The 19,517-nt window shown below is 68.2% G+C and carries 15 protein-coding genes; 11 read left to right on the top strand and 4 right to left on the bottom strand.

The genetic code is table 11. The features are described 5' to 3' along the window. Positions 1 to 71: 71 nt before the first annotated feature. The 8 genes from ACFUCU_RS13965 (at position 72) to ACFUCU_RS14000 (ending at position 11,250) form a co-directional block, all read left to right on the top strand. Positions 72 to 557, top strand: a complete 486-nt coding sequence (locus tag ACFUCU_RS13965) for a MarR family winged helix-turn-helix transcriptional regulator (RefSeq protein WP_377973130.1) — start codon at positions 72 to 74, stop codon at positions 555 to 557. Positions 558 to 561: 4 nt separating this feature from the next. After that, complete coding sequence (locus ACFUCU_RS13970; protein WP_377973131.1) at positions 562 to 2,712, top strand: MFS transporter; 2,151 nt, start codon at positions 562 to 564, stop codon at positions 2,710 to 2,712. Positions 2,713 to 2,921: 209 nt separating this feature from the next. Beyond that, positions 2,922 to 4,655, top strand: a complete 1,734-nt coding sequence (locus tag ACFUCU_RS13975) for an ABC transporter ATP-binding protein (protein WP_377973132.1) — start codon at positions 2,922 to 2,924, stop codon at positions 4,653 to 4,655. 134 nt (positions 4,656 to 4,789) lie between these two features. Then, positions 4,790 to 6,730: an ABC transporter ATP-binding protein gene (locus tag ACFUCU_RS13980; protein WP_377973181.1), complete on the top strand. Its 1,941-nt coding sequence runs from the start codon at positions 4,790 to 4,792 to the stop codon at positions 6,728 to 6,730. Between the two features lie 53 nt (positions 6,731 to 6,783). Beyond that, complete coding sequence (locus ACFUCU_RS13985; RefSeq protein ID WP_377973182.1) at positions 6,784 to 7,203, top strand: acyl-CoA thioesterase; 420 nt, start codon at positions 6,784 to 6,786, stop codon at positions 7,201 to 7,203. Between the two features lie 186 nt (positions 7,204 to 7,389). Next, positions 7,390 to 7,644, top strand: a complete 255-nt coding sequence (locus tag ACFUCU_RS13990) for a hypothetical protein (RefSeq protein WP_290258646.1) — start codon at positions 7,390 to 7,392, stop codon at positions 7,642 to 7,644. Between the two features lie 92 nt (positions 7,645 to 7,736). Beyond that, positions 7,737 to 9,968: an McrB family protein gene (locus tag ACFUCU_RS13995; protein ID WP_377973133.1), complete on the top strand. Its 2,232-nt coding sequence runs from the start codon at positions 7,737 to 7,739 to the stop codon at positions 9,966 to 9,968. Between the two features lie 85 nt (positions 9,969 to 10,053). Further along, positions 10,054 to 11,250: a restriction endonuclease gene (locus tag ACFUCU_RS14000; RefSeq protein WP_364138847.1), complete on the top strand. Its 1,197-nt coding sequence runs from the start codon at positions 10,054 to 10,056 to the stop codon at positions 11,248 to 11,250. A 15-nt stretch (positions 11,251 to 11,265) separates the two neighbouring features. Here the strand turns inward: ACFUCU_RS14000 and ACFUCU_RS14005 are convergent, their stop codons facing one another. From ACFUCU_RS14005 to ACFUCU_RS14015, 3 genes are all read right to left on the bottom strand, one after another. Then, positions 11,266 to 11,523: a hypothetical protein gene (locus ACFUCU_RS14005; protein WP_290258644.1), complete on the bottom strand. Its 258-nt coding sequence runs from the start codon at positions 11,521 to 11,523 to the stop codon at positions 11,266 to 11,268. Positions 11,524 to 11,764: 241 nt separating this feature from the next. Then, a complete protein-coding gene (locus ACFUCU_RS14010) occupies positions 11,765 to 12,277 on the bottom strand; it encodes a very short patch repair endonuclease (RefSeq protein ID WP_377973134.1) in 513 nt (170 codons plus the stop codon). Positions 12,278 to 12,351: 74 nt separating this feature from the next. Next, entirely contained in the window at positions 12,352 to 12,786 is a 435-nt protein-coding gene (locus tag ACFUCU_RS14015) for a pyridoxamine 5'-phosphate oxidase family protein (protein ID WP_377973135.1), read from the bottom strand. Positions 12,787 to 13,091: 305 nt separating this feature from the next. Between ACFUCU_RS14015 and ACFUCU_RS14020 the strand changes: the two genes are divergently transcribed. The 3 genes from ACFUCU_RS14020 (at position 13,092) to ACFUCU_RS14030 (ending at position 15,761) form a co-directional block, all read left to right on the top strand. Further along, positions 13,092 to 13,625: a DUF6318 family protein gene (locus ACFUCU_RS14020; protein WP_377973136.1), complete on the top strand. Its 534-nt coding sequence runs from the start codon at positions 13,092 to 13,094 to the stop codon at positions 13,623 to 13,625. 460 nt (positions 13,626 to 14,085) lie between these two features. Then, positions 14,086 to 14,562: a hypothetical protein gene (locus ACFUCU_RS14025; protein ID WP_377973137.1), complete on the top strand. Its 477-nt coding sequence runs from the start codon at positions 14,086 to 14,088 to the stop codon at positions 14,560 to 14,562. A 128-nt stretch (positions 14,563 to 14,690) separates the two neighbouring features. Next, positions 14,691 to 15,761, top strand: coding sequence for an alkene reductase (locus ACFUCU_RS14030; protein WP_377973138.1), 1,071 nt, complete (start codon positions 14,691 to 14,693; stop codon positions 15,759 to 15,761). A gap of 76 nt (positions 15,762 to 15,837) precedes the next feature. On the opposite strand, the gene ACFUCU_RS14035 is transcribed toward ACFUCU_RS14030, so the two are convergent. Next, complete coding sequence (locus ACFUCU_RS14035; RefSeq protein WP_377973139.1) at positions 15,838 to 19,491, bottom strand: TM0106 family RecB-like putative nuclease; 3,654 nt, start codon at positions 19,489 to 19,491, stop codon at positions 15,838 to 15,840. Positions 19,492 to 19,517 lie beyond the last annotated feature (26 nt).

Consider the following 19,517-nt stretch of genomic DNA (forward strand, 5'->3'; position numbering starts at 1 on the left):
CCCTTAGTTTCCCAAAGCAATCATTTTCATGTATTGTTGCTTCGGGCAAGCAAATAAGGGGGCATCCTCACATGTCAGTCGCATCGACCACTGCAGCCAAGTTGGTCCACCACATTTTTGATCTTCAGCGCGCCGTCCGGTGCGTTGCCGCCGCGAGCCTGCGCGGCGACGATACCGGCGTCGCGCTTCAGGGCGTCCTCCGCTTCGTGGGGGAGGGCGAGACCCGCGCCACCCACCTGGCGGAACGGCTCGGCGTCAGCGCCCCGGTCCTCAGCCGGCACCTCTCGGAGCTGGTCGACCACGGCTACGTCGTGCGCCGGCCCGATCCCGAGGACGGCCGCGCCCAGCTCGTGGCGCTGTCCCCGGCGGGCGTGGAGAAGCTCCGCGTCATCGAGGAACACCGGGCGGCCAGCCTGCAGTCCCTGTTGCAGGACTGGAGCGAGGACGACGTTGAAGAGACCGCCCGCTCACTGAAAAAACTTGCCGAGTCCCTTCGGAACTCGGCCCGGGCAATGACGGCCGGATCCACCGATACCACCACCTTTGTTGAGGAGTAAAGATATGGCCAGTCACGCAGCGGCCGCCGGGCCATCCCCGACAGCCACGCAGAATCCCCAGCCCGCACCCCAGGTGGTGATGTCGCACCGCCAGATCATGGAGGCCCTCACGGGCCTGCTGGCAGCGTTCTTCACCGCGATCATCAGCAGCACCATCGTCGCCAACGCCCTGCCGACCATCATGTCGGAGCTCAAGGGCACCCAGACCGACTTCGCGTGGGTGATCACGGCCGCGCTGCTGGCCAACGCGGCCACCACCCCCATCTGGGGCAAGCTCGCGGACCTCTTCGACAAGAAGTTCCTGGTCCAGCTGAGCATCGTCGTCTTCGTCGCCGGCTCCGTGATGGCGGGTTTCTCACAGACCATCCCGTTCCTGCTCACGGCCCGCGTCATCCAGGGCATCGCGATGGGTGGCCTCACCGCGCTCGCCCAGGCCATCATCGGCTCGATGATCCCGCCGCGTGACCGCGGCAAGTACTCCGGCTACATGGGCGCCGTCATGGCCGTCGGCACCGCGGGCGGCCCGCTCCTGGGCGGCTTCATCGTGGACAGCCCGCTGGGCTGGCGCTGGACCTTCTTCGTCTGCGTCCCGCTCGCCATCATCGCCCTGATCCTGCTGCAGATCACGCTGAAGCTCCCGCACGTCAAGCGTCCCGCCAAGATCGACTGGCTGGGCTCGATCCTGCTCACCTCCGGCGTCAGCCTGCTGCTGATCTGGGTTTCCTTCGCCGGCAACCCGGACTACTACGACTGGTGGTCCTGGCAGACGGTCGCCATGGTCGGTGGCGGCATCGCCCTCCTGGCCCTGCTGGTCTTCGTCGAAGGCCGCGTCGCGCAGCCGGTCATCCCGCTCAAGATCATCTCCGAGCGCACCACGGCCCTGGCCATCCTGGCCTCCGTCGCCGTCGGCGTCGCGATGTTCGGTTCCTCCGCGTTCCTGGGCCAGTACTACCAGGTGGCCCGCGGCGCCAGCCCCACCGAGGCCGGCCTGCTGACCCTGCCGATGATCGCCGGCAACCTGATCGGCTCGGTCCTCTCCGGCCAGCTGATCAGCCGCACCGGCAAGTGGAAGCGCTACCTGATCGCCGGTTCCATCCTGCTGATCGGCGGCCTGGGCCTCGCCGGCACCATCGACCACACCACCGAACTCTGGATCACCGGCCTCTACACCGCGGTCCTGGGCCTGGGCCTCGGCCTGCTGATGCAGAACCTCGTCCTCGCCGTGCAGAACACCGTCCGGGCCACGGACATCGGCACCGCCAGCGCCTCGGTCGCGTTCTTCCGCTCCGTCGGCGGCGCGATCGGCGTGTCCGTCCTCGGCGCCGTCCTGGGCAACCGGGTCAAGGAACTCGCCACCCAGGGCCTGGCCGCGGCCGGGATCCCCGTCCAGGGCGGTTCCTCCGGTGGCAGCCTGGACCTCAAGGACCTGCCCCCGCAGATCCGCGACATCATGCGCGCCGCCTACGGTGACGCCACGGCGGAAATCTTCATGATCTCGGCGATCGTGGGCATCCTGGCGCTGGTTTCGGTCCTGTTCATCAAGGAGAAGCCGCTGCGCCGCACCGTGGACGTCCAGCCCGAAACCGCCGCCCAGACCGCGGCGTCCGGAGCCATCACCGGATCCGGTGCGGACATCGACGCCGGGGCTGCCGCCCACGCCGTCGCCGCGCACGGTCCTGCCGGCGAGGGTTCCGCCCAGGGTCCCGGCGAGCCGTCCACGGACACCACCCCCACCGGGATCGTGGACCTGGACCGCGAGTTCATCGAGGTCCTGAGCCGGCAGCGGAACGGCGGAACCCGGTTCCCCGCCGCGGCCGGAGAGCAGGGCCCGGCCGACGACGCCGACGCCCGCGCCGAGCGTGAGGGTGCCCGCCTCCGGTCCCGGACCATGGTGGCGGACGCGAAGGCCGACGACGCCGACGTGCTCCAGCTGCTCCTGCAGACCCAGCGGCTGCTCGCCGAGCAGCAGGTCCAGCTCGCGGACGCCCTCCGCGCGGTTCACGACCAGGCCGCCGAGCAACGCGCCATCGCCGCAGAACAGGCCCGCGTCGCCGAGCAGCTCACCACGCTCCGCCGCCAGCTGGCCAAGGAACGGAAGCTGCAGCGCGCCGCCGCGGACTACATCGCCACGCACGGCCGGCACCGCGGCGAATAGCCCCGCGCACCGACCGGCGTCGCACCCGGATCCAACGGCCCCGTACCTTCCCGCGAGGGGAGGTGCGGGGCCGTTGGTCTCCCTTTCCGGACGCTGTTCCGCCGGGGCTCAAGACCTCGTAGAGTTGGACGGCTAAGGCTGTCGGCCCCTGCTGCTTTACTTTTGTCATGTATTTGGATTAACCGCTTCTTCCAGAAGGACCAGTGGGCATGCTTCTCACCCTCATCCGGCGCTACTCGAGGCCGTACCTGCCGTTCATCGCGGCCGTCGTCGTCTTCCAGTTGGCCTCCACCATCGCCGCGCTGTACCTGCCGAGCCTCAATGCGCAGATCATCGATGAGGGCGTCTCGCGCGGCGACACCGACTACATCTGGCGCACCGGCGCCCTGATGCTCGGTGTCGCCCTGGTCCAGGTGGTCACGGCCATCGCCGGCGTTTACTTCGGCTCCCGCGCGGCTATGGCCTTCGGCCGCGACCTGCGCCGCGGGGTCTTCCGCAAGGTCAGCAGCTTCTCCGCCCGCGACGTCAACATCTTCGGGGCGCCGTCGCTGATCACCCGCGGCACCAATGACGTGCAGCAGGTGCAGATGCTGATGCTGATGGCGCTCAACTTCATGGTGGCCACCCCCATCATGTGCATCGGCGGCATCGTGATGGCCCTCCGCGAGGACCTGAACCTCTCCTGGCTGGTGTGGGTCGCCGTCCCGCTGCTGGTGGTGGTGGTCGGCTACCTGGTGGTCCGGCTGATGCCGCTGTTCCGCTCCATGCAGGCCAAGATCGACCGGCTCAACGCCGTCCTGCGGGAGCAGATCATCGGCATCCGCGTGGTCCGCGCCTTCGTCCGCGAACCGCACGAGGAGCAGCGCTTCGGCGCCGCCAACCAGGACCTGACCAACGTCTCGCTCAAGATCGGCTCGCTGTTCGTCCTGATGTTCCCGGCAATCGGCATGATCCTGCACATCTCCACCGCGGCCGTGCTCTGGTTCGGCGGCCAGCGGGTGGACGCGGGGGAGATGCAGGTCGGGTCGCTGACCGCGTTCCTGCAGTACCTGCTCCAGATCCTGATGGCGGTCATGATGGGCACCTTCATGGCCATGATGATCCCGCGCGCCTCCGTCTGCGCGGACCGCATCGGCGAGGTGCTCGACGTCGAACCCTCCATCCACGAGCCCGGCACCCCCGTGGCTCCCGCCGGCCGGGCCGGCCGGGTGGAATTCCGGAACGTCTCCTTCGCCTACCCCGGCGCCGAGGCCCCCGTGCTCAGCGACATCAGCTTCACCGCCGAACCCGGCCAGACTGTGGCCATCATCGGGTCCACCGGCGCCGGCAAGAGCACCCTGCTGGCCCTGCTGCCCCGCCTGTTCGACGCCGCCTCGGGCGAGGTCCTGCTGGACGGCGTCCCCGTCACCAACCTGGACCGGGCCGAGATCACCAGCCGCGTCGCCATGGTCCCGCAACGGCCCTACCTGTTCTCCGGAACCATCGGGCACAACCTGCGGTTCGGCAAGTCCGAAGCCACCGACGCCGAGCTCTGGGACGCCCTCACCGTGGCGCAGGCAGCCAACTTCGTCCGCGAGAAGAAGAACGGCCTCGACGCCCGGATCGCCCAGGGCGGCACCAACGTCTCCGGCGGCCAGCGCCAGCGGCTCTGCATCGCCCGGGCCTTGGTCACCGAACCCAAGGTCTTCCTCTTCGACGACTCGTTCTCCGCGCTCGACGTCGCCACCGACGCCCGGCTACGCAAGGCCCTCAAGGCCAAGACCGCTGACGCCACAGTCATCATCGTCGGTCAGCGGGTCTCCACCATCGCCGACGCGGACCAGATCCTGGTGCTGGACAAGGGCCGGATCGTGGACCGCGGCACCCACGAGGAGCTCCTCCAGAGCTCCAGCACCTACCAGGAAATTGTCGAATCCCAGCTAACCGCGGAGGCCATCGCGTGAGCACCAACGAAAAGCTCGGCCGCACAGCGCCGGACGAAACGGCCGGCGCCGTGACCGGCCCGCAGGACGCACCGGATAGCGTCGACGAGGACTTCGTCGAGGAGGAATTCACCCCCGGCGAGGCCGACGGCGGCATGTTCGGCGCGGTCCCGGCAAAGAAGGCCCAGCACTTCTGGCCCTCGGCGAAGCGCCTGATGGGCCTGCTGAAACCCGAACGTGCCGGCATCATCGCCGTCCTGGCCATGGTGACGGTCGCCGTCGTCCTCAACGTCGTCGCACCCCGGATCCTCGGCCAGGCCATGGACGTGATCTTCGGCGGGGTCGTCGGCAAGCAACTGCCGGCCGGGGCCACCAAGGACCAGTTCATCGCCGGGCTCCGCGCCCAGGGCCAGGACAACTTCGCGGACATGCTCTCCCGGATGGACGTGGTCCCCGGCGTCGGCATCGACTTCCAGAAGCTGGCGTTCCTCATCAGCGTGGTGCTGGTGATGTACTTCGTCGCCAACATCTTCCTCTGGCTGCAGGGCTACGTCCTCAACGTCCTGGTCATGCGGGTGGTGCGCCGGCTGCGGGATGACACCGAGAAGAAACTCAACGCGCTGCCGCTGAACTACTTCGACACCCGCCAGCGCGGCGACGTCCTCTCCCGCGTCACCAACGACGTCGACAACATCCAGCAGGCCCTGCAGCAGGCGTTCGCGCAGCTGGTGAACTCGGCGCTGACCGTGATCGGCATCGTCATCATGATGTTCATCGTGTCCTGGCAGCTGGCCCTGATCGCCCTCATCGCGCTGCCTCTCTCCGGGGTGGCCGCCGGTGTCATCGGCGCGCGCAGCCAGAAGCTCTTTGCCGCGCAGTGGAAGAACACCGGCGAACTCAACGGCCAGATCGAGGAGTCCTTCTCCGGGCACGACCTGGTTCGGGTTTTCGGCCGCGACGCGGACATGCTGGCCCGCTTCGACGAACGGAACGAGGAACTCTACAAGGCCAGCTTCGGCGCCCAGTTCGTCTCCGGCATGATCATGCCGGTCATGCAGTTCGTCTCCTACCTCAGCTACGTGGGCATCGCCGTCGTCGGCGGCCTGCGCGTGGCCTCCGGCGGGATGAGCCTGGGCGACGCCACCGCGTTCATCCAGTACTCCCGCGAGTTCACTCAGCCGCTGGGGCAGATGGCAGGCATGGCCAACATGCTGCAGTCCGGCGTCGCCTCCGCCGAGCGCGTGTTCGAGTTCCTCGACGCCGACGAGCAGGATGCGGAGACCGCCACGGACCGGCTGCCGGCCAGGACCGACGGTCACGTGGAGTTCAACCACGTCACCTTCAGCTACACCCCGGAGAAACCGCTGATCGAGGACCTGTCCTTCACCGCCGAACCCGGCCACACGGTCGCGATCGTCGGACCCACCGGCGCGGGCAAGACCACGCTGGTGAACCTGGTGATGCGCTTCTACGAGCTCAACGCCGGCACCATCACCCTGGACGGCGTGGACATCACCCGGCTCAGCCGCGCCGAGCTCCGCTCCAAGGTGGGCATGGTGCTGCAGGACGCCTGGCTGTTCGGCGGCACCATCTACGAGAACATCCGCTACGGCAAGCTGGACGCCACCGAGGACCAGATCATGGCCGCCGCGAAGGCCACCTTCGTGGACCGCTTCGTCCGCGCCCTGCCGGACGGGTACGACACGGTCATCGACGAGGAAGGCAACAACGTCAGCGCCGGCGAGAAGCAGCTGATCACCATCGCCCGCGCCTTCGTGGCCGATCCGTCGCTGCTGATCCTGGACGAGGCCACCAGCTCGGTGGACACCCGCACCGAGGCCCTGGTCCAGAAGGCCATGGCCGCGCTGCGGACCGAACGGACCAGCTTCGTGATCGCGCACCGGCTCTCCACCATTCGGGACGCGGACACCATCCTGGTGATGGAGGCAGGCCGGATCGTGGAGCAGGGCCGGCACGCCGAGCTGCTCGAGAGCCAGGGCGCCTACTACCGGCTGTACATGTCCCAGTTCGCCGGTGAGGACGCGGAGGCGGCACTGGCCGACGCCGCGGGCGGCCCGACGCCGGTGCGCAGCTGAGCGCCGCGGCGGCCCGGGGAGCGGAGCCGCGCCGGCTGGAGGTGCGGGTGCCGATGCGCTGGGGCGACATGGACGCTTACGGCCATATCAACAACGTCCAGCTGGTCCGGATCCTGGAGGAGGCGCGCATCGCCGCCTTCGGGCCGCCCGGCGGCACCGGGCTGCCCGGCCTGGAGCCGGTGGTCCCGCTCTTCAGCGAGGTCCCCGCCGGCATCCTGGCGCTGGTGGTCGAACACCGCATCCGCTACGTCCGGACTCTGGAGTACCGCAACATCCCGGCCCTCGTGCAGCTCTGGATCGGCGCGGTCAAGGGTGCCAGCTTCGACATCCATTACCTGGTCCAGGACCCCGTCACCGGCGAGGACTGCGTTAAGGCCAGCAGTCATTTGGCCTTCGTGGACGAGGCCACCGGCCGGGCGGTGCGGCTGACCCCGGAGCAGAAGGCCAAGCTGGAGCAGTTCACCGCCCACTGACCGCGCGGACCCCCAACTGACTCGCACCTCAGGTCGTTTTGAGACCCCGGAACGGCCCCGGCTGCGAGTCAGTTGACCAAGAGGGATGGGGCGGGAGGCCCTTACCCCGGCCGCCCGCCCCGCCCTAGACTGGACGCGCCCCACGGGCATCGGCACCAGAACCGACCAGAGCGAGGAGCACGAACCATGGCCAAACGCAGCAAGGCGGCGGGCAAAAAGAAGACGTGGAAGGAACTCTCGCCGATGGCGAAGTTTGGCACCGTCACGGCGGCCCTCGTCCAGCTTTCCCTCCTGGTCGCGGCGCAGCGGGACATCTCCCGCCGGCCGGCCGAGGAAATCCGCGGCAGCAAGGCGCTCTGGCGGGTCGCCACGCTGGTGAACTTCGTCGGACCCGGCAGCTATTTCACCTTCGGCGTGAAGCGCAGGGCCGGCGGCAAGTAGCCCGCCCGGGCGCCTGGAGGACGCCCCGGACGGCCCGGCGGTGGGCCGGCCCGTGATGCGGGCGTTCAGCTTAAGCCTGTAAATTGGAGGGCATGACCCCCCACAAAAAGCCTGCCATGCACCGCGCCCTCGGCATCTCCAAGGAAATCGAAGACGCGGCGTGGTTTGTGCTCGGCCCGGGTCTGCTCGGCAAGGCCTCCCCGCTGGACGGCCGCACCCGGACCTGGTCCGTGGCCGCCGCCTCGGAGCTGCTGGAGCGGCTGGAACGGGGCATCCCGGACCCCAAGGCACCCATGATGACCAACCTGCGGGAAAACCTGGAGGGGGCCACCCGCGGCGCGAAGCAGCTCGCCGTTGAACTGCTCTTCCTTCAGTCCCTCCCGCTGGCCCACGAGGTGAAGTCCCTCAAGGTCAAGCGTGCCCGCGTGGCCGAGGCCGCGTCCTGGCTCGAGCCTCCGCTGGACCTGCCGGAGGAGCTCTACGCCGGCATGACGGACCACGGCGTGATCCGGGACCGCACCGCCGAGTTCAACTGGACCATCTGGGACCACCTGAAGTGGCTCTGCCGCTTCGTCCGCCACGTCGCGCAGCGTCCCGCCGGCGTCGTGCAGGCCGCCATCAAGGACCCGCTGGCGTTCCACGAGCTGACCATGGGCACCCCGGATGACCAGCCGGCGATCCGCCGCAGCATCGAATTCCTGGTCTGGCCGGCCTACTTCGAACCGATCGTGGCCGACGTCGAACGCCAGGAGATCCGCGACGCGTTCGCCTCTCTGGTCGGCGGCGCGAAGGGCGATACGGATGAGGAGATCTCCGCCGACATCCACCGGATCCGCCTGCACCTGGACGAACAGGCCGGCCAGCGGATCGACTGGTACTCCCGGCAGCTGGTCAGCCAGTGGCGCAAGGTGGGGGACCCCGGCCGCCGCGCCTGGTTGCTGCGCAGCCACCACGACAACGCCGAGCTGCTCGCCGCGTGGCAGGACGAGGAAGCGGTGACGCTCGACGTCGAACACCTCCGCCAGCTCGACCCGGGCGTCACCGCGGGCCTGGTCCAGCACGCCGTCGACGAGGACTACAAGCACCTGAGCTACGTCGAGCGCGAGGACACCAAGACCGCCGTCTTCGCCTTCCTGACCGTCATGAAGCCGGGCGACCTCACCCTCTACCAGAGCGCCGGCGCCGTCCGCGTGGGCGTGGTGCTGGGCGAGCCCGAACAGAACGAGGACAACCGCCGGCTGCGCCGCAAGGTCCGCTGGTTCGACGGCGACCACCAGCTCGCCGAGCTGCCCCGGCACGTGCAGCGGCAGCTGGCCAGCTCCGGCGTCGTCGTGGACGTTACCCGCGTGATCCAGGCGCTTGAGGCGCTGCTCCCGGCCGAGGCGGAGGGCGATGCATCAGACGGCGACGAGCCGGCGGCCGTCGTCGAACCCCCGTGCGAGGGCTTCCGGCCCCTGACCCCGGAGTTCGCCGCGACCCTGCACATGGACCTGGAGCCGCTGCAGGAAATCGCCGAAATGCTAGAGGAGAACCGGCAGCTGGTGCTGTACGGCCCGCCCGGCACCGGCAAGACCTACCTGGCCAAGCACCTCGCCGCCGAACTCGCCGGCGACACCGGGGACGAGCGGGTCAAGCTGGTGCAGTTCCACCCCTCCTACGCCTACGAGGACTTCTTCGAGGGCTACCGGCCGGATAAGACCGACGAGGGCCAGGTGTCCTTCAAGCTGGTGGCCGGGCCGCTGCGCCGGCTGGCCGAGGAAGCCGCCAAGCCGGGCAACGAGAAGAAGCCCTACTTCCTGATCATCGATGAGATGAACCGCGCCAACCTGGCGAAGGTCTTCGGCGAGTTGTACTTCCTGCTGGAGTACCGCGACGACCGGATCTACCTGCAGTACAGCCCCACCGAGCCATTCTCGCTGCCGGACAATCTCTACATCATCGGCACCATGAACACGGCAGACCGCTCCATCGCCATGATGGACGCCGCGATCCGGCGCCGGTTCTCCTTCATCGAGCTGCACCCCAGCACCGAACCGGTCAAGGGGACGCTGCTGCGGTTCCTGCAGGCCCGCGGCCTCGACACGACGCCGGCGCTGCTGCTCGATGAGCTGAACAACGCGATCGACGAGTGGGACCGGGACCTGATGATCGGACCGTCCTACTTCATGAAGAAGGCTGCCCAGACCCCCGCCGGGCTGCGGCGGATCTGGAAGTACGAACTGATGCCGCTGCTCGAGGAGCACTACCACGGTCAGCTGAACCGCGCCCAGCTGCAGGAGCGGTTCGGGCTCGAGCAGTTGATGGGTCGCCTTGCCCGCGTCTAGCGCCCTCCGGGACGGGTACGCCCAGCCGGGCGCCGGGCAGGCCGCCGGGCAGGGCGCCGGGCATCCGGCCGTCCGGCACATCGCCATGGACGAGCTGTCCCAGGGCGTGGTGGAGCGCCTCGATCCCGGCAGCGCCGCGTACATCAACGGCAGCGGCCTGGCCAAGGCGTCGCCGCTGGGCATGGGCCTGTTCCGGATCGAACCGGTCGGGAAGGTCGGCTCGGTCCGCACCCCCACCGTCCAGCTGGAGGTCCGGCCCAAGGAGCGCCTCGGCCTGGCCCGGCTGCTGTTCCTGCTCGGCTACACCGAGAACCAGGGCTTCCGCGATGACGCCGTCGCCGCCGTGGAGGACGCCGAACTCTGGAGCGCCCTGGCCGAGTCCCTTGCCCAGCTCGCCGACCGGGCGTTGAGCCGCGGCGTCCTGCAGGGGTACCTGAACGTGGATGAATCGCTGCGGACGGTCAAGGGCAGGATCCGGATCTCGGACCAGATTTCCCGCCGGCCCGGCATGCTGGTGCCCCTGGAGGTCTCCTACGATGAATTCACCGAGGACATCCCGGAAAACCGGATCCTGCGCGCGGCCTTGGAGCGGATGTCGCAGGTGCCGGGGGTCCGGGCGGACGTATTGAGCCGGCTGCGGCGGTTGAAGGGCAAGCTCGACGCGGTCACCCGGCTGCAGTCCGGGGCGCCGCTGCCGCCGTGGCGGGCCAGCCGGATGAATGTCCGTTACCACCCGGCGCTGCGCCTGGCCGAACTCATCCTGCGCAACGCCTCGGCCGAGGCCGGCGACGGCAAGCAGCAGGCGGCGTCGTTCGTCGTCGACATGTCCAAGGTGTTTTCCGACTTCGTGGGCGTCGCCCTGCGCGAGGCGATGGGTGCATTCCCGGGGGAGATGCGGCTGCGGTACAACGCCATGCTGAACGAGGCGGTGGACGACGCGGACCGGATCATGGTCCAGCCGGGCGCCGTGCACCTGCTCGGCGGCCGCCCCGTGATGGTGTACGACGCCAAGTACCAGGCTGCTTCCGACGTTGGCGCGTCCCTCTCGGGGGACCACTACCGGATGCTGGCCTACTGCACGTCCCTGCGAGTTCCCACCGCGTGGCTGATCTACCCCGGGTCGGGGGAGATCAAGCTGCGCCGGATCCTGAACACGGACATCGACGTGGTGGAGTTCCCGCTTGACCTGTCCCAGCCGCCCGCGCAGATCCTCGCCTCGGTGGCGGACCTGGCCCAACAGTCCTGGGGCGAAGTCGTACGTCAGGCAACCATCAGCCGCTAGGCCGGTGGCCTGTGGTTAGGCCGTGCCGTCCTGCACGGTGGTGGACACCGAGAGCAGGTGGTTCAGCAGGGCCTTCTCGGGCTGGCCCGGATTGTCCGCCACGTGCTGGCGGAGACGTTCGCGGACGAGTGCCTCGTCGGGGTTCTCGTCGGAAAGAATGGCGTCGATGATGTCGGTCACCTGCCTGCGGAGGGGATCGAGCTCCGACGCGGCCTCCGGACTGCGAACCGCGTGCAGCGGGCGGGCCTCGGTGGACAACAATAGGTGTGGCATCGTGCTTCTCCTGAGGAGTGAGTAGTACCCCCACGTACTGACCGATAGAGTCCTAGTTCCCCGAATGCCGAGTTTAGCCCAGGTGCGCAAGACTGTCTCTGGGCATAGCCCAGATATTTCCGTCGCGAGCATACCGGCACAGATCAGTTCCCCCGAAATCGTCACGAGTCCACGACGGCGGGTTGCAGCAAACCGGCGCAGGGGCAGTGCCGGCGAAGCCGAGATTACCGGCCGGTAGGGCCTAGGACGCGGAGGCGGTGCGCGAAGGGTTCGACGGCGTGTCGTGCGTCACGTTGGCGCCGGGGGCGCGGTGCTTTGTGGTTCCGGCCGTTTCCGGGCCGAGGAAGGATTCCAGCTCGGCTTCCAGCGCGGGGAGATCTTTGATGCCGCACTCCCAGAGGGTGAGGACCTCCCAGCCCAGGTCTTCGAGGCGCTGGCGCTGTTCGGCGTCGCGGGCCTTCGTGCGGCTGCGTTTAGTGTCCCAGAATTCGGCGTTGCTCTTGGGTGCGTGCTGGCCCACGCGGCAGTCGTGGAAATGCCAGAAGCAGCCGTTGACGAAGATGACCTTGCGCCGGCCGGCGAATACGAGGTCCGGGTTGCCAGGGAGCTTGCCGCCCCGGGCGGTGCCGTGGAGGCGGTAGCGGTAGCCTTTGGCGTGCAGCAGCCTGCGGACCAGGAGCTCTGGTTTGGTGTTCTTGCCCCGGATGCGGGACATGTTCCAGCTGCGCCGCTCCGGGGTCAGACTGTCCGCCATGCGTTAAGTCTAGGCAGGGCTGCCGGCTGCGGCCGGCCCTGCCTCTGGTGGGTGGTTCTTCCTGCGGCTCTGCCTTAGATGTCCCGTTCCGGATGTTCGCCGAACTGGAAGTGGCGTCCACTGACGGCGGTGGGGGCGATCTCGACGTAGAAGTCCTTGAGGGTGGGGACCCAGGGCTTGAGCTCCAAGGCCTCTGCGGCGGCGATCTCGGCGGAGTGTTCCAGGGTGCGGGCCGTGCCGCGCACCACCACCGACCACGCTTCTTCGGAGAGGATGCCGTCTGTTTCGAAGAGGACCTTGGCGTTGATGGTCAGCTCGGCGAGTTTATTGCCGGGGGCGGTGCGGAGATAAAGCTTTCGGTCTGCGACGGCGTAATTCACCGGGAAGATGTCCGGCTCGCCGCCGACGGTGACGACCAGACGCCCGTGCTTGGTGCCCTCGACGAGTTTCCAACATTGATCCTCGGTCAGAGTCAGGATCGGTTGACCTTCAGCGTGTTCGTACATCATGGGCCCATTCTTCTATCCGGTGTAGAGGGACGCCAGAGGCCGAAAGGAACTGTTTGGCCGGGAAGTCGGCGGTCCGAATGATCTGTGGATAACTCTTACCGGGGGCCTGCGGTTCAGTTACCCTTAGGCATTGTTTGGATTTCAGGCGTCATGATTTTCTATTGGGGGATCAGCTGAACATGCCATTTCATAGTCCAATGCCCCGCCGGCTCAGCGCCGCAGTCGCCCTCTTTCTTGCCGCCCTGGTCGGTACGACGGCCTGCTCGGGCGGACAGTCCCCGCCGGCGCCGACGACGGCGGCCCCCGTGGAGTCGACCGCGTCCGCATCGCCGGGAACGACGTCGGCCACGCCCACTGCTGCTCCCGCCTACAAGCCGGCCGATGCCTCTGGCCGCGCCCAGAATGTCCCCGTCCCGGTCTTGCCCGAGGCCGCCAAAGCCGAGACCAAGGAAGGACTCGAGGCCTTCGCGAAGTACTGGTTCGAGGTGCTCAGCTACGGCTACGAGACCGGAGATGTGAGCCGGCTGGATGCGATGACAGCCGCCGACTGCCAGGCGTGCAGTAGTGCCAAGCAGGTCATCTCCGGCTGGCATAGCGATGGCCGCTGGCTGGCGGGAGGGCGGATTAAGACGCCCTCGGTTTCCACGACCTTCAAAGTGGCCAAGGACGGTAACTACCAAGTGGCTGTTCAGGCTTCTCAAGAGAGCATGGCCTACTACAACGCCGATGGTTCCTTGAGTAGCAAAGATCCCAAGCCTGACGACACCGGCAACCTCATGCTTGTGACTTTCACCAACGGGTCCTGGTACGTCCATAATGTGCAGCCCATAGTTGGCTAATATGCGGCGGTTAGCAGGCGTTTTTCTGGTCCTCATATTGATGGGGCTTTCGGGCGCAATCACAGCATCGGCTGGGGAAGGTGGCGGTGAGCCGCCGATCAAGGGAAGCTGGGGTCCAGGGGCGGTCCATGTGGGAGGGGCTTGGTCCCTGGACGAATTATCGGGAGAGTTCGTATGGGTCGGTCCCAACGAAATCATCTCTGACCCCTACCAATACAAATACGAACTCCAATGTCATCTTGGCGGTGGAGAGTTCGATACCGTCTGCCTTGGCGACCTGGTCGACTGCAAATCCGGGCCCGACGGCAAACCGGGAATTCCCGTGGTGTGGCTCAAAGCGCCGGCGGGCGTGCCCAACCCGACGTGGAGCTTCCACTCCGGGCCAACCTGCCTCTTCGATCCAAAACCGGCGGATCTACTGCCGCGCATCGCCGCGATGATTCAAACCGAGTTCCAAAAGTTGCCGATCAATCCCGGGCAGGCCACCGCACAACCCAGCCCGCATACGCTCCGCGGAGCCGAAACCAATTTCTTCGCCCAGTCGGCGGCTCAACAATTCGACATCACCATCCTGAACCAGGCCGTCCATGTCACTGCAACCCCCGTCCAGTACATCTGGACGTACGGCGACGGCACCTCGCTGGGACCCACCCCGGCGGCCGGCGGCCCGCTGCCGCAGGAACGCTGGGGAGAGAAGACCTCCACCAGTCACGCGTACGCCGAGACCGGTGACTTCGGCGTCGTCCTCACTACCCACTTCCAGGGAACGTACTCCGTCAACGGCGGCCCGCCGCTTCCCATCCCCGGGCAGGGGCAGTTCAGCGGCCCCTCGCAGACCGTCAGCGTGTGGCGGTCCATCACCCGGAACTTTGCCGACGACTGCCTCCGCAACCCGCAAGGCCAAGGCTGCCCCGCCGGAACCCCGCCGTCCCCCTGACAGGCCGCCGTCGCCCTGATCGCCCTGTGACCCAGCCCTACGAAAGTGATTCGAGTCTCAGCCGGAATAGTTGCATGCGCCTCCTTGCTGTTCTAAGTAGACATCATCCACAGCGAAAGGAACCGCGCATGCTGTTTTCCACTTTGACCGTCGGCCAAATGGAGCTCCCGAACCGACTCGTCATGGCGCCGCTGACCCGCCTGCGCTCCGGCAAGGAAGGCGTCCCGGGCCCGCTGGTGGCTGAGCACTACCGGCAGCGCGCATCGCTCGGCCTGATCGTTAGCGAGGGCACGTACCCCAGCGAAGCCGGCCGTGGATTCCCGGGCCAGCCCGGCCTGGTCACCGAGGAACAGCTCAAGGGCTGGGCCGACGTCACCGCCGCCGTCCACGCCGAGGGCGGCCGCATCTTCGCCCAGGTCATGCACGCAGGCCGTGTCACCCACGAGGCCACCACCGGCGGCCACGAGGTCGTCGCCCCCAGCGCCATCGCGATCGACGGCGTCACTCGCACCTACGAAGGCAAGCAGTCCTTCCCGGTACCGCGCGCCCTCACCACCGACGAACTGCCGTCTATCCGCGACGAATTCGTCCGCGCATCCCGCAACGCCATCGAGGCCGGATTCGACGGCGTCGAACTGCACTCCGCCAACGGCTACCTGCTGCACGAGTTCCTGACCCCCGCCGCCAATCAGCGCGATGACATCTACGGCGGTTCCCCGGAGAACCGCGCACGCTTCGTCATCGAGGTGGCCCAGGCCGTAGTCGACGCCGTGGGCGCGGACCGCGTGGGCATCCGCATCTCCCCGGAGCACAACGTCCAGGGTGCCACCGAGACCGATGCAGCCGACGTCCGCGAAACGTACGGCATCCTGGTGGACTCCCTTTCGCCGCTGAAGCTGGCTTACCTGAGCGTCCTGCACAAGGACGCCGACAGCGAGCTGGTCAAGGAACTGCGCGCCCGCTTCGACGGCCCGTTCCTGCTGAACACGGGCTTCGGCGTCATCACCACCCGTGACGAGGCCGTCTCGCTGGTCGCCGACGGCCACGCCGACGCCGTCGTCGTGGGCCGCCCGGCCATCGCGAACCCGGACCTGGCCCGCCGCTGGCGTGAAGGGCTGCCGGTCAACGAGCCGGACCAGTCCACGTTCTACGCCGACGGCGCCGAGGGTTACACGGACTACCCGTTCTACCAGAACTAAATCCCGGCGGCCCCGAATGCAACGGGGCGCCAGCAGGCGGCGGAGAGGAAGTGCCTTCCTCCCCGCCGCCTGGCGTTTAACCCCCGGTACCGGTCCCCACCGAGCGCTGGCACAGGGCAATGAAGCTTCCCAGTTGCTCCAGCGACGCCGGCTGCGGCGGCAGATAGTGGGTCAGTTCCGGCGACCGGACGATCACGGCGCGCCACTGCCCCCGGGACACGGCCACGTTGATCCGGTTGCGGGAAAGCAGGAATTCCATGCCGCGCGGTGCGTCGGCCACGGCCGAGCAGGCCATCGACACCAGCACCACCGCCGCCTCCTGGCCCTGGAACTTGTCCACCGTGCCCACCCGGACCCCGCCCAGGCCGGCACGGCTCAGCGCCTCGCGGATGAGGTTGACCTGGGCGTTGTAGGCGGCCACCACCAGGATGTCCTCGGTGCCCAACGGCCGGCTCTCCTTCGGGGAGTGCCACATCAGGCCGAGGTGCCGCCTGACCTGGCGGACGACTTCCGCCGCTTCCTCCGGGGACGAAGTGGTGTTTCCGAAGTGCGGGACCATGACCGTCTCGATTCCGGCCGGGACCCCGTCGAGGTGGCGCTGGTCGGCTGCCGACGCCGACCGCAGCCGGCCGTCGTAGGCGAGCTCTGAGACGGCCCGGCAGAGCGCCGAGTTCATCCGCCAGGAGTCGGCCAGGAAGTAGCCGAGCTCCGGCGGGAGTGTCGCGTGCCCCGCGGAGATCCAGCCGAGCGCCGATTCGTCCACGGGCTCCGGGTGCTGGCCCTGGCTGACCTGAGGCAGTTGCTGCGGGTCGCCTAGCAGCAAGAGTCTGCTGCTGGCCTGCGCCACCGCCAGGGTGTTCGCCAGCGAGAACTGCCCGGCCTCGTCGATCACCAGCAGGTCCAGGGCTCCAGCCGGGACGGTGGCGCCGGTTAGGGTCCAGGCGGTGCCGCCGATCAGAGCCCCACCCCGCGAGGCGAGCAGCGCGGACACGTCCTTGGCGCTCCGGGCCTCCCAGGGTAGCGGCTCGGAGTGCTTTACGTCCTTGGCCACGAGGGCGGGGCTCACGCCGGCCGAAATGGCGGTGCCGAGGAGGTGCTCCACCACGGAGTGGGATTGTCCGACGACGCCGATCCTCCAGCCGCGCTCGACCAGCCGGGCGATGACGCGGGCACCCACGTAGGTCTTTCCCGTCCCGGGCGGGCCCTGCACGGCAAGGTAGGAGCGGTCCAGACCCAGCACGGCGCCGGTGATGGCGTCGATAAACCGGTCCGGCCCCTCCCCGGGCTGCGGCAACGGTGAGCCTCCAGCCAGCCGGGGCGGCAGCCTGCGGACGAGATCGAGGGCCGGGTGCCGCGGTAGGTTTCCCGACTCCAGCCCCGCGGCGACGTCGGCGGCCAACGTTTCAAGCGCCTGCTCCAGGCTCTTGGTGGCGATCGGCTGGTCCTCGGTGAGCGCGATCGGCAGGTCAGCGTAAGGCTCGATGTTTCGGTGCAGCCGGTCCCGGATGATGACCGTGTCGTTGCCGTCCTCGTCGCCCAGTTCCAGGACTTCGGTGCCGAACCAGCCGTTGCGGCCGGTCCCGCTCTTGCCGGTGCTTTCAAGTCCGGCGGGCAGCGGGTGGCCGTACATCCGGAACCACTTGCTGCCCTCGCGCAGGTCCGATCCCGGGCTGATGGTGCCGGTCAACTTCACCCGGCGCTCCGGCAGTTTCCGGCCTTCCTGATGCCAGTCGTCCAGGATCTCCGCGGTTTCGACCAGGAAGACGTTCCGGTCTTCACCATGGGTGTCCGGTCCCAGTTCGCACCGGTCGAAATGAGCCCACCAGAACGATTTCCGTTCCCTCCGGTGGTAACTGACGGCGGCGGCCAGCATGGCGACGGCCTTGCGGTCGTCCTCGGCCAGGCCCGAGTCGGGTGCGGCGAAACGGAGGAGTGCGGCCTCGGCCGGGCCCACCGGCTCCGCGGCACCCGCCTCATCTCCGCCGGCGTCGGCAGCTACCGCTCCGGCGGAGCCGGACCCCGCAGCCGAGCCGTCGCCAGCCGTCGCCGGACCGTCCGTACCGTCCGCCGCGGGGGAGATGCCGCGTTCGGCCGCCCGCCGCAGCAGCCAGTCCCGCAGCTCCAGGGTCGAGAGGCAGTCGTACTCGTTGTAGTCCGAGATTCCGGCCAGGATCGCCGCCGCCTCCTCGTCCCGGCCGGCGTCGCGCGCCTCGCAGTACTGGGCGTAGGCCACCACGGAGGCGCCCGCGTTCTTGACGTCCCCGGTGCGGAGGTTGCTGCCCATGTAGAGCGGCTCGAGCCGCTTGATGCTGTAGGAGTTCTCCGAGATCCGGATGCTGTTGCGGACCGTCTGGTACAGGTCCACCAGCAGCCCGTCGCGCAGCCACTGGTCTACGGTGTCCTCGCCGGCGACGTGCTGCACCGAGAGCTTCCGCAACGCCGTCTTTTCGTACGGCGCGTAGTGGTAGACGTGCATGTCGGGAAACTCGCTGCGGCGCTTCTCGACGTAGTCCAGGAAGTCCAGGAACGCCTGCTTCTCCGCCTCCCGGCGGTGTGCCCAGAACGGCCGGAAGACCCCCGGTACGCCGGGCGAGACGGGCGCCTCGATGACGCCGAAGAGGTATTCCAGCCCCCATATCCCGGTGGCCGCGTCCTGCCAGAGCGGGTCGCCCTCGAAGTCGAAGAAGATGTCCCCGGGGCTGGGCGGCGGCAGTTCCGCCAGCGTGTTCTGACCCAGCACGGCGTAGCGCAGCGTGTGCTCCTCGCCGCCCTTGAGGTAAGTGACCTCCCCGTCTACCGGGCCGCGCCCGCTCTGGATCCGGGCCTGTTCCTGCAGCCGCAGCAGCGTGGAGGAGGCGCCGGTCAGGTTGGCCTCAGCCAGTTGCGCCACCGTGGAAATACCCAGTGCGTGCAGGTTTTTCCGCTGCACCGCGTTCATCCGCGCCACGAGCAGCAGGTCGTCCGTGGCGGCCACCTGCTCCCGGCAGTAGTCGCAGCGTCCGCAGGCGCTGATCCCCTCCGCGCCCCAGGCGACGGTCCCGGGCCGGGCCGCGTGCGCCCCGGTCAGGGTAAGGAACCGTTCGCGCCGTTCCCGGAAGACGGGGAGGATGTCCGCAAGTTTGTGGTGGCTGCGGACGTAGTCGAAGCCGCCGTCGGGCAACGGCACGGTGGCACCGAGGACCAGGGTGACGTTCGGGGCGACGTCGATCCCGGCCTTGAGCAGCTGGTCGCCGTATGCGGCCAGCTGCAGCAGGGCGGTCACCTTGGCGTGGCGGGCCAGCTTGGTGTCGAACACCGCGTAGGCGCCGTCGTCCTGACGGACCAGGAAGTCGGAGCGGCCGTGGAACTGCCCGTCGAAGAAGGCGGCCTGGAAGACGACGTCGGCGCCGGCCCGCAGCGCTGCGATCGACTCCTCGTGCTTGGCCACCAGGGTGGCGCGCTCCATGCCCTCGGCGGCAACGACGTCGTACACCCCGGCCCCGCGGGCAGCATCCCAGGGGCCGAACTCCGCGACGAAGGTGTCCAGCACCTTGTGTTCGTGCACGTCGCCCAGCGCAGCCGCGTGCCGGAGCATCTCGTCCGGGCCGAAGTCGGCCTTCGCCGCCCGGCCGAGCTTCTCGTCCAGCTTGCGCAGCAGCTGATACTCGCACTCTGCGGCCACCACCAGGTCGCTCGCGGAGTAGACCAGGTCCGGGGCCGCGCCGGGTACTTCCGGTTCAAGGAAAAACACTGTGTCCCCGCCTCGTCTCTGTCCGC

Origin of the sequence: Arthrobacter sp. NPDC057259 (genome assembly GCF_042668995.1) — a bacterium.
Taxonomy (GTDB): Bacteria; Actinomycetota; Actinomycetes; order Actinomycetales; family Micrococcaceae; genus Arthrobacter.

What these genes read in the sequence shown, in the direction of transcription:
- ACFUCU_RS13965 (WP_377973130.1), top strand. Translation starts at nt 72, where the DNA reads ATGTCAGTCGCATCGACCACTGCAGCCAAGTTGGTCCACCACATTTTT.
- ACFUCU_RS13970 (WP_377973131.1), top strand. Translation starts at nt 562, where the DNA reads ATGGCCAGTCACGCAGCGGCCGCCGGGCCATCCCCGACAGCCACGCAG.
- ACFUCU_RS13975 (WP_377973132.1), top strand. Translation starts at nt 2,922, where the DNA reads ATGCTTCTCACCCTCATCCGGCGCTACTCGAGGCCGTACCTGCCGTTC.
- ACFUCU_RS13980 (WP_377973181.1), top strand. Translation starts at nt 4,790, where the DNA reads ATGTTCGGCGCGGTCCCGGCAAAGAAGGCCCAGCACTTCTGGCCCTCG.
- ACFUCU_RS13985 (WP_377973182.1), top strand. Translation starts at nt 6,784, where the DNA reads ATGCGCTGGGGCGACATGGACGCTTACGGCCATATCAACAACGTCCAG.
- ACFUCU_RS13990 (WP_290258646.1), top strand. Translation starts at nt 7,390, where the DNA reads ATGGCCAAACGCAGCAAGGCGGCGGGCAAAAAGAAGACGTGGAAGGAA.
- ACFUCU_RS13995 (WP_377973133.1), top strand. Translation starts at nt 7,737, where the DNA reads ATGACCCCCCACAAAAAGCCTGCCATGCACCGCGCCCTCGGCATCTCC.
- ACFUCU_RS14000 (WP_364138847.1), top strand. Translation starts at nt 10,054, where the DNA reads ATGGACGAGCTGTCCCAGGGCGTGGTGGAGCGCCTCGATCCCGGCAGC.
- ACFUCU_RS14005 (WP_290258644.1), bottom strand. Translation starts at nt 11,523, where the DNA reads ATGCCACACCTATTGTTGTCCACCGAGGCCCGCCCGCTGCACGCGGTT.
- ACFUCU_RS14010 (WP_377973134.1), bottom strand. Translation starts at nt 12,277, where the DNA reads ATGGCGGACAGTCTGACCCCGGAGCGGCGCAGCTGGAACATGTCCCGC.
- ACFUCU_RS14015 (WP_377973135.1), bottom strand. Translation starts at nt 12,786, where the DNA reads ATGATGTACGAACACGCTGAAGGTCAACCGATCCTGACTCTGACCGAG.
- ACFUCU_RS14030 (WP_377973138.1), top strand. Translation starts at nt 14,691, where the DNA reads ATGCTGTTTTCCACTTTGACCGTCGGCCAAATGGAGCTCCCGAACCGA.